Raw genomic sequence first — 15,199 nt, forward strand, 5'->3', positions numbered from 1 at the left:
CCTTATTTATTAAACTATAGCAAGTTACTTAGAAAAATAATCTTTATTCTCAAATTCACATAATTGCCTCATAATGCGCGCTGTAGCGCCCCATACAAATCGTCGTTCTGGCATAAATTGATAAGATTTAAACTTAAAACCACGCCTTTCTACTTCAATTAGTTGATAATTGGCTATCTTACAGGCTTTTGTAACAGTTATGGGAAAAACATCTACAACTTCTTCACTAAGACTATACGGATTAATAGTTTTAATAGTAGCAAGCCATGGATAAATTAAGTATCCGGTTAACGTTTGCTCTGGCTTTAAAGGTTTTATAAGAGTAACGCGATGAGATTCTATGCCTAATTCTTCATTGAGCTCTCGTAGTGCTGTTGCAAAAAGGGATTCATCTTGTTCCTCCCAAAGTCCGCCCGGAAAACATATTTCACCTGGATGCATTTGTAATTGATTACTACGCTCAGTTAGAATAATTGAATTGGTTGCTTGTTCATGTAAAACAAGCACTGCAGCGTTACGACGTAGCATGCTTTATTCTTTCTCCCCACGTTATAATTAAATTCTTCATTAATTATAGCCCTTGTAAAATCCCAGCAATTTTAGTAAAGCATTCTTCATATTCTTCGTCATAGATAGAATCAATTACAATACCTCCTCCGGCAGCAAGATAAAGTTCATTGTCAGCAGCAAACATAGTTCGTATAGCAATATTCGTATCAAACTGCCCATGTGCTGAAAAATAACCAATGCTTCCACAGTAAACACCGCGCCTGTAACGCTCTTGTTCTGCAATAATTTGCATCGCTTCGCGTTTTGGTGCGCCTGTAATAGAACCGCCAGGAAAACAATTTGCAAAAGCGGCAACTGGAGAAATAATATCTACGCAGTCTGCTGTAATGTGACTAACTAAATGATGAACAGCCTGATAACTTTCAACTGCGCATAAAGTAGATACATTGACTGTTCCCACCTTAGCGATTTTTCCTAAATCATTGCGCATTAAATCCACTATCATGATGTTCTCAGCACGATTTTTAGGACAAGCTTCTAACTGCTGTTTTAAAAGAAGATCTATTTCTTCTGATTGCCCGCGTGACTTTGTACCTTTAATAGGAGAAGTTAATAAGCGCCCTTTTTCTAGCTTAATAAAACGTTCAGGAGAAAAACTTAAAATATAAGCTTCGCCCATTTTCATAAATGCGCCAAAAGGAACCGGATTATAAGCTCTTATCTTACTATAAATTGCCCATGGATCACCTTGATAACTTGTTTTAAATGGTTGAGTATAATTTACCTGATAACAGCGGCCTTGTTTTAAAGACTCATGAATAGCTTTAAACGCTTCTTGGTATTGAATTTTATTAATTAAAGGCATGAAATTTTTTTGCAAAACATAGTCTGCTGCTATCGTTTCTTCCTGCCCATACCACTTAAGTAGAATTTCTTTTACGATGGAGGCAGTCTCAACTTGAGTATTAGCAGCAAACAGCACAATCTTCTTTAGGTGATGATCTGTGATAATAGCCCAATCATATAAACCTACTTGCGCACTAGGTAAATTAACCAGTGCCTGCTGCTCTTTTAAATTAATATCAGCTAGTTCGCAGCCAAAATCATAAGAAAAAAAACCAATTGCTCCACCTTGAAAAGGTAAATCTAGCTGATAATCAACTGGCGGTATATTACGTTGTAGAGCATCTAAAAAAGTGTTTGCTGTAAAGGTTTCACTAGATAAAATATTATAAGGATAAGCACTTAAAATATCATAACGACCTCGAGCAGAATCGGCGCTTTCAAGCAGAACAAATCCTGGAAGATGGGCTAATTTTTGATAATAGCTATTTAATTTATCAATATAAGGCAGCTCAATTAATGAAAACTTTTGCATATTTTTCTACAAAGACTAAGTAATAGTTAATAAGCCACATAATGTTGCACTTATTTTTCACAAAAGTAAAAAAAATTATTTAATTTTAAGCTAATTTAGGCAATTAATTAATTTTCTCTGCTAACTAAACTATTCCTTTATATAATAAGTAAGACATTAAAACTAAATTATTACCGGACTTATAGCTAAATATTATTATCGACATTCATAGTTCTCCGTTGCACCTAATTTCATTTACCTTTTAATTCTAAAGATGGTTTTTATTAAAATTTATGAGTATTCTATGTCTCTATGCTTAGAAAAGGAGACTTAGTGTGACGGTCATCGCACGTTTTGAAATAGCATTTAAGCAATTTATTGATGAACATGGAAAGTTATGTCATCCCTTACCAGCTTGGGCGAAAGAACAATCTATCTTACAAGAACTTTATCGAATTATGGTTTTAACCCGAGTATTTGATAAAAAAGCAATTGCATTGCAACGTACAGGTAGAATGGGTACCTATGCTCCTATTAACGGTCAAGAAGCTATTTCTACTGCTATTGGCCATGTCATGAAAAAAGAAGATGTTTTAATTCCTTATTACCGTGACTATGCGGCGCAATTACAGCGTGGCGTTAAAATGGCAGAGATTTTAGCTTATTGGGGCGGTGATGAGCGTGGTAGCCAGTTTAGTTGTAATTCTGAAGATTTACCTATTTGTGTACCTATTGCTTCACAGTGTCTGCATGCAACTGGTGTGGCTTTTGCCTTTAAATATCGTCAACAAGCAAGAGTTGCGGTGACATGTATTGGTGAAGGTGGTACTTCAGAAGGCGATTTTTATGAAGCCATTAATGTGGCAGGCGCTTGGAAATTACCGGTTGTTTTTGTTGTAAATAATAACCGTTGGGCCATCTCTGTACCTTTATCTAAACAAACTGCTTGTCAAACTATTGCTCAAAAGGCGATTGCTGCGGGTTTTACAGGCATTCAAATTGACGGTAATGACGTTATTGCCTGCCGTGATGTAATGATTGAAGCCATAGAAAAAGCACGTCGTGGTGAAGGGCCAACATTAATTGAGGCAGTTACTTATCGATTATGTGATCATACTACAGCCGATGATGCAACTCGGTATCAACCTGCATGTGAAGTAGAAGAGGCGCAATTAAAAGAGCCTGTTTGTCGATTAAAATATTTCTTACTTGAGCAAAATCTTTGGGATGAAAGCCGAGAAGAAAAATTATTAACTGAATGTAATGAAATAGTTCAGCAACAAGTTGATGAATACTTAAGTAGGCCACCACAAACCGTTAATACCGCTTTTGATTATCATTACGCTCAATTACCTGATTATTTAATTGAACAGCGCGCAATCGCAATGGAGGAAGCCGGTCATGCCTGATATAACGCTCGTTGAGGCAGTTACCCAAGCGCTAGCTTATGAATTAGCTCATGATGAAGATGTCATTGTATTTGGTGAGGATGTTGGTAAAAACGGTGGTGTCTTTCGGGCTACTCTTGGTTTACAAGAGCAATTTGGCGAGCGTCGCGTATTTGATTCACCACTAGCTGAATCAATGATTGCAGGGCTTGCTATAGGTATGTCAATACAAGGTCTAAAACCTGTCGCTGAATTTCAGTTTATGGGATTTATTTATCCAGCCATGAATCAAATAATCTCCCATGCCGCTAGAATGCGTAATCGTACGCGCGGACGATTGCATTGCCCTTTAGTTTTTCGTGCGCCTTTCGGCGGAGGCATTAGAGCGCCCGAGCATCATTCTGAAAGTACAGAAGCCTTATTTGCACATATTCCTGGATTACAAGTTGTCATTCCTTCTTCACCTAGACGCGCTTATGGTTTATTGCTTGCCGCAATTAGAAACCCTGATCCAGTCGTTTTTTTAGAGCCTAAACGTATTTATCGCTTAGTTAAACAACCGGTTGAAGATAATGGCGAAGCATTACCCATTGGTAAATGTTTCACCCTACAGCAAGGTGAAGATGTAACGTTAGTAAGTTGGGGTGCTAGTATTCATGAAACAATGCAAACCGCAAAGCAATTAACTGAAGAAGGAATTTCTTGCGAAGTTATTGATGTAGCTACTATTAAACCCCTAGATATAGAAACTATTTTAAATTCTGTAGAGAAAACTGGCCGCTGTGTTATCGTTCATGAAGGGGCAAAAACAGGGGGTGTTGGTGCAGAAATTGCAACCCAAATAATGGAAAACTGCTTAGAAAGCTTACTTGCTCCCGTACAACGGGTAACCGGTTATGATACAGTAATGCCTTATTTTCAATTAGAAAAATACTACATTCCTAGTATTAAACGAATTAAAGACAGTATTATCAGCATAATGGAGTAATAATGAATATTTTTAATTTACCTGATTTAGGTGAAGGGTTACCCGATGCAGAAATTCATGAATGGTTTGTAAAAGAAGGTGATACCGTTAAAGCTGATCAACCACTAGTATCCATGGAAACAGCTAAAGCGGTGGTGGATGTCCCCTGCCCACAGGATGGTGTTATTGCTAAGCTTTATGGCAAGCCTGGTGATGTACTAAAAACTGGCACTCCATTAGTAGCTTTTGAAGCGAGTACCACTGCTAAAGCAGATAAGGGAACAGTAGTCGGTAACCTTGAAGAAAGCCATGATATTAGTGAAGATAATTTTACTATTGGTTCCAATAATACAACTACTCGCAATAAGGCAACGCCTGCAGTACGAATGCTCGCTAAAAAATTAGGAGTTAATTTAGCTACCTTACTAGGTAGTGGCGAACATGGCATGATAACTCGTGAGGACGTTGAGAAAGCCGCTTTTAATCAAACGCAGTTACCTGAAGGCTTTGAAGCTTTACGAGGTGTTAGAAGAACCATGCTAACTAGTATGATTCAATCTCATCGTGATGTGGTACCTGTTACTATTTTTGATGAAGCAGATATTCAAGCTTGGACTAACGAAAGTGATATAACTGTACGCCTTATTCAAGCATTAAAAGAAGCCTGTCAATTAGAGCCTTCTTTAAATGCCTGGTTTGATACGTTACATAATGCCAGAAAGTGTCATAAAGAGCTACATTTAGGTTTAGCTATGGATACTGAAGACGGACTTTTTGTACCTGTTATTCATAATGCAGATACCTTGTCGCCAGACGAATTACGGCAAAAGATCAATGATTATAAAAAAACAGTACGTGAGCGCTCCGTACCTGCCGATGATTTAAAAGGTGCTACCATTACACTTTCAAATTTTGGTAAATTTGCAGGCCGCTTTGCAAGCCCTATTATTGTACCTCCTACCGTTGCTATTCTTGCTGTTGGTCGTCTATATGAAGCACCAATAGTAGTTAATGGAAAAATTGAAGCTCATAAGATGCTACCTCTTTCTCTAAGCTTTGATCATCGCGCAGTTACTGGTGGTGAAGCTACACGCTTTTTAGGCGCTGTAATTAAATCATTGCAGCAAGCTTAAGGCTTAAATTAATTTTATTACCCCAGTCGTTAAGGGGTAGTAAAATTTTCTCTTAAATAATTTGACATATGTATGCATTAAGAAATAGCGCTGTCAGCTTAACTAAAATAATGCAGCATTAAATAAGTAACAACGGGTAAGATTAAATTATCAATTCCTCTGCTAGAGATACCTTCTAAGAGGGTTAAAATAATCGCGAATAAAAGTAAATAAATAAAAGGAATGGAAGTATTAGAAAAATAAATTGGAATAGCCATGCAAAAAAGGCATACTATAAAAAAAGCCAGTGAACCAGATAAAGATTTTTTATTATTAAAAATTTTATATTCAATAAAATGATATTTAATACCCACTATACTTGCTGCCGCATCTGCTAAAGAAAGAACTAAAACAGGTATTACAAATTCTAAATAGTTTTCTCTCGCCAAACCAAAGAGAAGAATTATACTAATTGGAAAGTAGATTTCACCTAAAGAAAATGCTCTTAAGTTTAAAACAGGATTAAACATAGATTTAAGATAAGGTAATCGTACAAATAAAAAAAATCCAATCGCCGCTCCCATAATAATGATGACTGATAAAATGTTATTAAAAAGTAGAGGGTAAGTAAGGCAAGTTAAACCACAAACGGCATGTATAAATTTTCTTAAGTATTCTGGTTGTATTTGAATAAATTTTTGCAAAATGTATAAGCAAACAAGTATCGTTAAGTAGAGAATAATAAAAAATAATATTGTAAGTGGTTGTAACTGATCTAGCACAAAATTCTCCAGTCTAATTTACATAATAGCTAAAGCACTTGCACTGCAACAAATGTAACCTGGGTGAAGGCCATGGGCCGAAACCTGAGTTTCACTTCGTTACACCCAGGCTACAATACTGATAAATAATTACATAAGTTGTTGGGCCAAGGTCCAACCTACTCTAATGCACTGTGGCAATTGTAGCCTGGGTGAAGGCCTAGGCCGAAACCCGGGTTTCACTTCGTTGCACCCAGGCTACCATTGTTATATTAAAGCTGCGCTGGCAACTACTGCATCTAATGAATGTTCTACCGCATCTACTTTCTTCAAGCGCTCTGTTTGCTGGAAGAAAAAGCTTGCTTGATTGGTAGTTAATTTGCTTACTGTAAGCTTTATAAGTGTAAATACACTTAAAGCTATATTAGCGACAATGCGCTTCCAAGCCTCACCATGATGCTCACTTAAATGATCATCTTCACTATGGAGCAGCGTCTTAAAATCTTGTTGAAAGGATTGCAATAACTGCTTACGCGCTGGACCTCCTTCTTGAAGAGTCGTTTCGTTTTTCACTAAAAATTCATCTAAATTTTCTTTCAAGTCATTTGCTAAATTAATAACAGTTTGCGCTGAACTCTCTTTTATATTCTTAGCTATAACTGCCTCATCTTTTAATCTAACACCATAATCATACATTGTTTCAATTGCTTGATATAACTTTTCTATTTCTACAGCTAAAGCTTTAGTTTCTATATTTTGTTGTAAATGTTCTAAAACATTTTTTGCATCAGCAACATTTAGCGAAGGTATATAAACTTCAGCTGTTAAATCACTACTATAATTGATAGGTATTATTTTTTCATAATTCTTAATAGCTATAGTTAAGCGATTTACTAGAGGCTGTAAATGGTAGCCTGGAAGACTAGTTTTATTAATATTAATAAACTCTAAGAGCGCTCTAGAATCTCCTTTTAATATAAAATCATCTAAAAGTTGCTCAAGTCCCTTGGTTTTTTCTGATCCCTTTATAAATAATCTACGCGCCTTGCTATCCTTAGCAGTCAAGTTGTCTTTAACATTAAAACGTTTGGCACGATTAATTAAATAATTATCTAATTCTTGTTTAAAGAAATTAGCTAATTCCTTGCGTTTTTGAATACGAATATAAGCACTTGTTATACAGCCACTTTTGGCATCGACTTCAATTTGAATTTTTTTAATCCGCCCTTCTAATGGCTTAATAATTTTAGCTAAATTTAAATTTTCTGTTAAATAATTATTAGATAAGCTATTTTTTAGATTAGCCATCTCATAGCTAGCTTTATTGATTAAATAACCTGCGTCATTTATTAATTGTCTATAGGATTTATTACAATCTTTCTTATGAACATTATTAATATTAATAATTAATTGATCACTTTTATCTTGAGCTTGCTGAATTAATTCGTCTATATAATCAAGCATCTTTTTAGTTAAAAGCTCTGCTTTGTTTGATTCTGAAAATTCATTAATTGCAATATATGTATCAGATGAAAGATCAAAAGCAGATTGATGTTTTTCTGTTATTACCTTTGTTTGTACTTTAAATTTATTAATTTCTTGAGACAATTCGCTAAGCTGTTTAAGTAATACATTTAGTTTATCTGTCGTAGGAGTTTTGCTTATTAAATAATTCTGGCTAGCCTCTTTAAATTCTTCTTCAAAATGCTGTAAATTTTTAAGCTTTAAGTTAAATTCTTCTGTAACCCTTTCCTGATAACTATTAGCTAGTTTAGTTAACTCACTTTGCAATGTTAAACATACATTGCTAAGCTTCATACATTTACTTTCATAGTCCTTTGTATCATTAAAATGTAACAAAGAATTTAAGTCTTGTAATTCATTTGCAATAGTTTTTAAGCTTTTTAATAATGCTTCAATGGTTACATTAATTTCTGTAAATTGAGTTAAAAATTCAGAAGAAGTATTTAATTTTTCCTTTAAAGAGTTAATTTCTTGGTTTAAAACTTGAATTTCTTCAGAGGCGATAATTAGTTTACCTAAAATGATGCTAGTCTGATTTAAATTAAATAGCTGCTTTTCTTTTTTTAATAAAATACTAATTTCCTCTTCTAATTGTGTTTCTCGTTCTAAATTGGTAATGTCTACTTTTATTTGGGAAAGCTCTTCTTCAATATTAGTTAAAGTGTTTATAATTTTCTCTAAAGGTTCTTTCGCTAATAAAGTTTTATAAGTAGCGTCTGCTAAATCAGTTAATTTTTCTAATTTTAATTTATTTTGCGCTTTAGTCGCTTCACTGGTAAGAATAGAGGGATGATAAATTTTTCTTAAGCTTAAGTAAAATTCTTGCCAATGATTAGCATTAGTTACTTTGATGTCTGGGCAAATAATCTCAAAAAATAATTTCACCACATGAGGATTATTAAATTCTTTAGTTTTCACTAATAAATTTTCAACTTGTTGCGTAGATAAATTTTGTTTTGCTGCTGGTTTTAATTCATCCTCTATCCATTTGTAAATTTTGTAAAGCTCAACTAAACCTTGGCTTGCGGTATTTTCTTCATGTAATAATCCAAAATTCTTAATACATTTTATAACCTCACGCTGATCGGATACAGCCAAACTTTCTAAAATTTCTACAATATCTTGCCTTTGGCTTGCTGGTACATTGATATTAAGAATAGTTAAGGGCTTATAGAAATTTTCTAATTCTTCTTTAAAAGACAACAATTTATCATTGAATTTTTTTTGTAAATTTTCTAAATTTTCTTTTGGTTTGGGTGTTTGAAATGTTTTTAATTCATCTTGTTTAATCTGTAATTGTTGTGAATTAAAGTCTTTATGTAAATCATGAAGTATTTGTAATTTATCATTTAAAATGCTCTTAAGCTCGTCAGTATTTCCTTCATTTACTGTTTTTTCAAATTGAATTTTTTCATTAATTTTTTTCAAATTTTTATCATGTTCCAGTAAATTAATTTCAATAATTTTAATAACCGATTTTATTTCTTCTAAATAATTTATCTTTGTATCATATAAATTATGAATTTCTTTTTGGAATCGATTACCAAATTGTGAAACGAACTCTTCTGGAACATTAACATTTTCACTAAGTTCTATTAATTTCTTTTCTTCTAAATTCAAATCTTGTTGTAGTACCTGTAGCTCTTTGTTTTTATTTTCTAACTCTGCAACTTTTAGATTGAAATATTCTTCTTTACGATCTAAATCCTCTGGAAGAGCACCTAGCTCAAATTTAATTTGACTAGCCTTAGCTTGAATTTCATCACAAGCTCTAGTAATACTTTCTATTGTTTGGGAATGTTTTTCCTTTTGTTGCTGAACCCACGCTTGCCACGTTTGATTAAGTCTTTGGGTTGTAGTAGTTTTGGTTCTATTAAGTGACTGTTCAATTTCTTTTTTAAATTTATCAAAAACGTTATTAATGTATTCCCTAACGGTCATTAATACCGCATCTTTATCTGAAATTTTAATAAATTGCATATTAAGGAGGGGCTGTTTAACAAAATTAAGATCAAGTTTTTCTCTAGCAAAGTCTTCTAACAAAGATTTTAGTTCAGTTGGCGCTGAATTAGCATGTATTTCAGTATCAAGATTAGTTGTTTTAAATTTAGTTAAAAGATCCTCTTTACACTTTGCTAGCTTTTCTAAGCTTTCAGAAGTCATCTTATTTAGTTGATCTAATCGTTGTATTAATTGATGTAATAAAGTCTCTGACTTTGACATCGATTCTTCAGGTTGTGCTAACTCATCACTTTGTTGCAAAAGGGCTTGAATTGCTGTAAATAATTCTTGGTTTAAGCTCTCTATAGTTTTACAAATTAATTCTGCTTTAGCTTTTTCACTTTTTACTTTCGGCGTGTCAGCAAAATCATTAATATAATTGAAAATTGCGGTATTAATTAGCCCGGGAATTAAAGTGATATATTGATTATAAAGCGCATTAACGTCATATTCTTTTTTAGTATCATTATCTTTAAAAATAAAATTACCTTGATGAACTAACGTTTTTTTTGCAAGTTTAGCTGTCTGTTCAATCGCTTCAGGACTTAAAAAAGAAATAATATCTTGTAATTTATCTTTTGGTAAATGCAATAAGGTATTAGCTAAATCAAGCCCTATTTCTAATAAAATAGGATTATTAATGGGAAAATCGTAACGATAAAGAGGTGATTTTGACGCTAATTTTTGATGATATTTTTCGGCAAAAAGTTTAGCAAACTCTTTTGGAAAATCATTGGCTTTATTTTTAAAGTAATCTAAGTTAAATGGATTAAAATCTAACTCTTTAAAAATATCAACAATGATAACTTTGGAAATTAAGCCATTATTAAAACCGGAAAGCGAGGAATTTAATTTTGCTGGCAATTGTGCAACGGTTTGCTCCAAAGAAGAAAGATCTTGCTGCTGCAGAGTTTTGACGAATCCCTTCATACATAACTCTACCAGTGGTTCAATACTAACATGGCGATTCTTATAAGCAGCGCTCTCTAAACTTTGAATCTTACTTCTAAAGCTCCATAATTTTGGTAGAAGGAGTACATCAGTAAAGTTAGGCGCTTTACCATTATTATAAACATTTAAGATTTCTCGGCCTTGCTTGACTAAGTCCAATAATTTTTCAACTTGACTAGCAGTTTCGCTTGAAGATTCATTTCTTTTAGCTTTTGAAGCAGCATCGTTATAAGCTAATTGTAATTTAGATTCTATTAATAAAAGTAATTGGCCTAGAGGACTATCAGCTACAGTGGTATAAGTCATTGCAATGCTCACAAGATTAATTGGTTTCTTTAGCTCAAGAAAAATTAAAATTTGCCAATTGTGAGCATTATTTTTGCAAAAATCAATAAATACAATGATTAATTTTTAGCAACCTGATTTAATAAATTTCCAAGGCGACATCCTGCTGTTGCCAAGCGCTGCTTAACGGTTGCCTTAACAGTATGTTCATAGGCTTTAGAGGGTTGTTCACCTTCTTTTATTAAATAAGCTAATTCAACTGCTAATTGATGCGATTCTTCAGCCCACTGCTCTGGACTTAATAATTCAGTATTCGCACTGCACGGCCAGCGCTTTTGCAGAAGCTGGGCTTGTTTTGCGATAGTTTTAGGTGAATAGCGCTTTTTTAAATAGCCACCGCCATTATCCCAATAAGCATGTAAGTTATCACCCACTGAATTAGCTGCTAATTTAACTAAATTTCCGCCTTTATCCCCATTAGGATAATTCTTACTGTATAAACTGACAGCATGCATGGGTTGATGAATATCACCAATAACATGTAAAAGAACACGTAAGCTAAAACCTTTATCATAAGTAGATGTTGTTTTGCTTTTTAAAATAGAAATAGCTTCGTTAATAGCATAAACCGCATTAACTTTATCAGGTTCGACAGTAGGAGTATTATCAATTGAATAGGGAATATCTATGAAGTGCAGCGCCTGTAACCATAATTCATTACGATAGCGTAACCTATCTAACCAAGGTGCCGAGCTAACAAGTGATCTTCTCCCATAAACTTGATCAAGTTCGTGGTTATAAGAATCATAAAGTTGCTTTGCTTGCGGTGTTAACTGATCATAGGCAATTTGAGCTACTAAACGATGACCTAAACTATTCCAAGCATGAGCACTAAGACTTAATCCTAAACTTAAAGCTGCAACTAGTGAAATTCTTTTTCTCATTTTCTATCCTAAATAAGGTGACCAAGCTGGCTCTTGTACATCTCCATCGCGTATAGGAAGGCGCACTTTAACTCGACCATCAATTGACACCATTCCTAATACACCTTTGTCTTGAAATTGCGTTGCATATAAAATTAAGCGCCCATTCGGTGAAACTGAAGGTGATTCAGCTAACGGTGCGGAGGTTAACTGATTTACATAACTTTTATCAGCTTCTTGCGTAGCAATATTAAAGCGATTACTTTCATCCCGATGAAGCATAACAATATATTTTTGATCAGGTGTATAAGATGCACGAGCATTGTAATTACCTTCATAGGTTACCCGGTTAATACTGCCATCGGCAAGTGATAATCTATAAATTTGAGGCGAGCCACCACGGCCAGAGGTAAATAGTAACGAACGGCCGTCAGGAGCAAATCGCGGTTCTGTATCAATCGCTTCACCAAAGGTAAGCTGCTTTAAACTACCATTGGTTAAATCAACACTATATATTTTTGGATTTCCACCTTTAGAAAGAACTACGGCAAGCTGACGCCCATCAGGCGACCAAGCTGGAGCACCATTTATACCAGCAAAATCAGTCACTAATGTTCTTCGCCCAGTTGCAACGTTAACAATAAAAACTTGCGCTTTTTTCTTTTCAAAAGAAACATAAGCAATTTGTTTACCATCAGGGGACCATGAGGGTGACATAATTGGCGCTGAGGAAATAAGTAGACTTTGCGGGTTATAGCCATCAACATCTGCAATTTCAAGTGCATATCTTGACCGCCCACCCTGCCGTTGTACTAATACATAAGCAATACGAGTTGAAAAAACACCGCGCTCACCAGTTAATTTTTCATATACTAAATCACTAATATGATGCGCTAAAGGACGGAGTTGGTTGCTACTGACTTGAAAGGTATGACTTAACAATACCCGACCTTGTGCTACCGCATCGACTAATCTAAAGCTTACTTCATAGTGATTAAAACCTGTTTTAGCAACATGACCTGTTAACAAACTATCAGCACCTGCTTGGCGCCATACATTAAAAGGAACTTCCTCTGTTAAATCAGCGGGCAAATTTACTAATTTAAAGCGGCCTGAAAAATGTAAATCGTTATTAACTACCTTTGTAAACTCTTGACTTGCATTATCGTTACCAAAAGAATTTATCGCAATGGGTAACGCTGAATTAACACCTTGTGTCAATTCTAAATCAAGTGCAAATAAAGACTTAGCAAAAACTAAAAACAGTAATGCTGCAATGCGGTTAACCATTACCTACCCCCTAACGTTTTCTGGTCTTACGGTTAAACTGATATCACGAAATAAATTAAATGTTGTTGGATCAGTTGGCACAGGCAATGGTGAGGCTTTGTAAATAGCGGTTTGCGCTGAGCGATCTAGCACCGGATCGCCGCTGCTACGCATAAGGCTTGCTTCTAATACTTCACCATTCGGCGCTAAGCGGATGCGAAATTGACTAGATAAGCTACTATCTACATTGTCAGGTAAAATCCATTGGCGACTAATGGCATTAACTATCATAGCTTTATATTTATCAACTTCTCCAGCAATTTTGGCTTTTTGCGCTGCATCCTGCGCTGCAAGAAGAGCTCGTTGTTTTTCTGCTTCTATTTTTGCTTCTTTTTCAAGCTCTTCTTTTTCTTTTTTTTCTTGTTCTACTTTTGCCAGTCTAAGTTGCTCTTCAATATTTTTTTTCTCAAGCCTAGCTAACTTTTCTGACTCAAGCTGCTGTTTTTGTTCTAATTGTTTTTGTTTATTTTTAAGCTCTTCTAAATGCTTAGCTTCTTGCTCTTTTTGCAATGCTAATTGTTTTAATCTTTTTTGCTCCTCTTCAAGCTCTTTCTTTTTAGCAAGTACTAATTTAGCAGCCTCTTCCTTTAATTTAGCTAAGCGCTGCTGCTCTTGTATGCGAGCTTTACGGGCTGCTTCAGCCTGTTTTTTAAGCGCTAATTGATGCGCTTGCTCTGCTTTTTTTTCGCGCGCGCGGTCTTCTTTTAATTGATTAACAGCAGCCATGACTTCTTGACTATCAACACTAACTGCTTTCACGATTTCCTGTTTTGGCTGGTTAATTACTTCTGCCGGCATAATTTGCCCAGGTTTATTTTCAGTTTCTTTTACTAAAACTGGCCTAGAACTCATTGACTCTATTAATAATACGAAGCCTAAAGCAAGATGCAGACTAAGAGCTGCAAAAAATGATTTACGATAACTATTGTCGCTCATCCTTGGCTCTCCTGTATTTGGCCTATAGAATCGGTTAATAAGCCAACTTGTTCAGCACCTGCTTGTTTTAATAGGCCCATGGCCATCACCACTTTACCATAACTAACCCCTTGATCGCCCTTAACAAGAACATGTATGGCTTGATGGGTTTGTTTGGCTAATTCTAATTCTGCAGCTACTCGTACCATTAAAGTATGTGGTTCAATAGGCATGTTAGGTTGGCTATGAATATTTAAGAAATATTCCCCTTGCTGATTAACCGAGACAATAACTGGCTCACGCTCGCTAGAAGATAACGACTCACTAGCAGCCTTAGGCAGCTCAACCGTGACACCTTGCGTTAACATAGGTGCTGTTATCATGAAAATAACTAATAAAACAAGCATAACATCAATATATGGAACGACATTAATTTCAGCTACTGGCCGAATACTAGTTCTCTTTTTTCTTAACATATTACCCTCTAGCGGCCGTTTGTTGTTCTATTAAGGCAACTAATTCATCTTGAAATAAATCATATTCATTTAACAAACTATTTGCTCGCGTTGAGTAACGATTATAAGCAATAACAGCAGGAATAGCGGTAAATAGACCTAATGCAGTTGCAATCAAGGCTTCAGAAATTCCAGGCGCCACCATTGCAATGGTCGCTTGCTGTACCTGACCTAATGCTTGAAACGAGGTCATAATTCCCCATACAGTACCAAATAACCCAATATAAGGTGCAATAGAGCCCACTGAAGCGAAATAAGGTAGATGACGCTCTAATTTAGTTGCTTCTTTAGCATAAGTAATTTGCATTACCCGTTGAATAGGCTCAAGTGCTACAATGCCATTTTTTCTTACCCGAATATACTCTTTAAAGCCTGCATGAAAAATTGCGGCCAGCCCTTTTTTCTGCCTAGGATTGCTATCAATATCTGTGTATAGCTTACTTAAATCATTGCTTTCCCAAAAACGTTTAGTAAACGCTTTAGATTCATATTTTTTACGCTTAAAATACCAGGCTCGCTGCAGAATAAGCGTCCAAGAAAAAATAGATGCTATTAGTAAGAGAAGCATTACCACTTTTACTACAATCCCTGCTTGTAAAAAATATCCCAAAACACTGGCATGACTACCCATGTTTTATTCCTCCAACTATATACGATATGT

12 protein-coding genes are annotated in these 15,199 nt (G+C 35.0%); 3 read left to right on the forward strand and 9 right to left on the reverse strand.

The window, feature by feature from the left end; genetic code table 11:
- Nucleotides 1-24 precede the first annotated feature (24 nt).
- Nucleotides 25-528, reverse strand: a complete 504-nt coding sequence (locus ACNVED_RS09020; RefSeq protein ID WP_419418695.1) for an NUDIX hydrolase — start codon at nucleotides 526-528, stop codon at nucleotides 25-27.
- 43 nt (nucleotides 529-571) lie between these two features.
- A complete protein-coding gene (gene pabB / locus ACNVED_RS09025; RefSeq protein WP_419418696.1) occupies nucleotides 572-1,888 on the reverse strand; it encodes an aminodeoxychorismate synthase component I in 1,317 nt (438 codons plus the stop codon).
- Between the two features lie 314 nt (nucleotides 1,889-2,202).
- Here pabB and pdhA point away from each other — a divergent pair, with 314 nt between their 5' ends.
- From pdhA to ACNVED_RS09040, 3 genes are read left to right on the forward strand one after another with little or no spacing between them, the layout of a single operon-like run.
- A complete protein-coding gene (gene pdhA, locus ACNVED_RS09030) occupies nucleotides 2,203-3,276 on the forward strand; it encodes a pyruvate dehydrogenase (acetyl-transferring) E1 component subunit alpha (RefSeq protein WP_419418697.1) in 1,074 nt (357 codons plus the stop codon).
- Entirely contained in the window at nucleotides 3,269-4,243 is a 975-nt protein-coding gene (locus ACNVED_RS09035; protein ID WP_419418698.1) for an alpha-ketoacid dehydrogenase subunit beta, read from the forward strand. Before pdhA ends, ACNVED_RS09035 begins: the two co-directional genes overlap by 8 nt.
- A gap of 2 nt (nucleotides 4,244-4,245) precedes the next feature.
- On the forward strand, nucleotides 4,246-5,355 hold the full coding sequence (locus ACNVED_RS09040) for a dihydrolipoamide acetyltransferase family protein (protein ID WP_419418699.1): 1,110 nt from the start codon (nucleotides 4,246-4,248) through the stop codon (nucleotides 5,353-5,355).
- Nucleotides 5,356-5,453: 98 nt separating this feature from the next.
- Here the strand turns inward: ACNVED_RS09040 and ACNVED_RS09045 are convergent, their stop codons facing one another.
- The 7 genes from ACNVED_RS09045 to tolQ all read right to left on the reverse strand — a co-directional run bounded on the left by ACNVED_RS09045 (nucleotide 5,454) and on the right by tolQ (nucleotide 15,169).
- The gene (locus ACNVED_RS09045; RefSeq protein WP_419418700.1) at nucleotides 5,454-6,116 is read right to left on the reverse strand and encodes a diacylglycerol/polyprenol kinase family protein; all 663 of its coding nucleotides are present in this window, start codon (nucleotides 6,114-6,116) and stop codon (nucleotides 5,454-5,456) included.
- Between the two features lie 246 nt (nucleotides 6,117-6,362).
- Nucleotides 6,363-10,877 carry a hypothetical protein gene (locus ACNVED_RS09050; protein WP_419418701.1) on the reverse strand — a complete coding sequence of 1,505 codons (4,515 nt, stop codon included), beginning with the start codon at nucleotides 10,875-10,877 and terminating at the stop codon, nucleotides 6,363-6,365.
- A gap of 98 nt (nucleotides 10,878-10,975) precedes the next feature.
- Nucleotides 10,976-11,800, reverse strand: a complete 825-nt coding sequence (locus ACNVED_RS09055) for a S1/P1 nuclease (RefSeq protein WP_419418702.1) — start codon at nucleotides 11,798-11,800, stop codon at nucleotides 10,976-10,978.
- A 3-nt stretch (nucleotides 11,801-11,803) separates the two neighbouring features.
- Entirely contained in the window at nucleotides 11,804-13,069 is a 1,266-nt protein-coding gene (gene tolB, locus ACNVED_RS09060; RefSeq protein WP_419418703.1) for a Tol-Pal system beta propeller repeat protein TolB, read from the reverse strand.
- Nucleotides 13,070-13,072: 3 nt separating this feature from the next.
- On the reverse strand, nucleotides 13,073-14,044 hold the full coding sequence (tolA, locus tag ACNVED_RS09065) for a cell envelope integrity protein TolA (protein WP_419418704.1): 972 nt from the start codon (nucleotides 14,042-14,044) through the stop codon (nucleotides 13,073-13,075).
- On the reverse strand, nucleotides 14,041-14,499 hold the full coding sequence (gene tolR, locus ACNVED_RS09070; RefSeq protein WP_419418705.1) for a protein TolR: 459 nt from the start codon (nucleotides 14,497-14,499) through the stop codon (nucleotides 14,041-14,043). Before tolR ends, tolA begins: the two co-directional genes overlap by 4 nt.
- 1 nt (nucleotide 14,500) lies before the next feature.
- Nucleotides 14,501-15,169 carry a protein TolQ gene (gene tolQ, locus ACNVED_RS09075; protein WP_419418706.1) on the reverse strand — a complete coding sequence of 223 codons (669 nt, stop codon included), beginning with the start codon at nucleotides 15,167-15,169 and terminating at the stop codon, nucleotides 14,501-14,503.
- Nucleotides 15,170-15,199 lie beyond the last annotated feature (30 nt).

It is taken from the genome of Legionella sp. D16C41 (assembly GCF_048541585.1).
Lineage (GTDB): Bacteria > Pseudomonadota > Gammaproteobacteria > Legionellales > Legionellaceae > Legionella_C.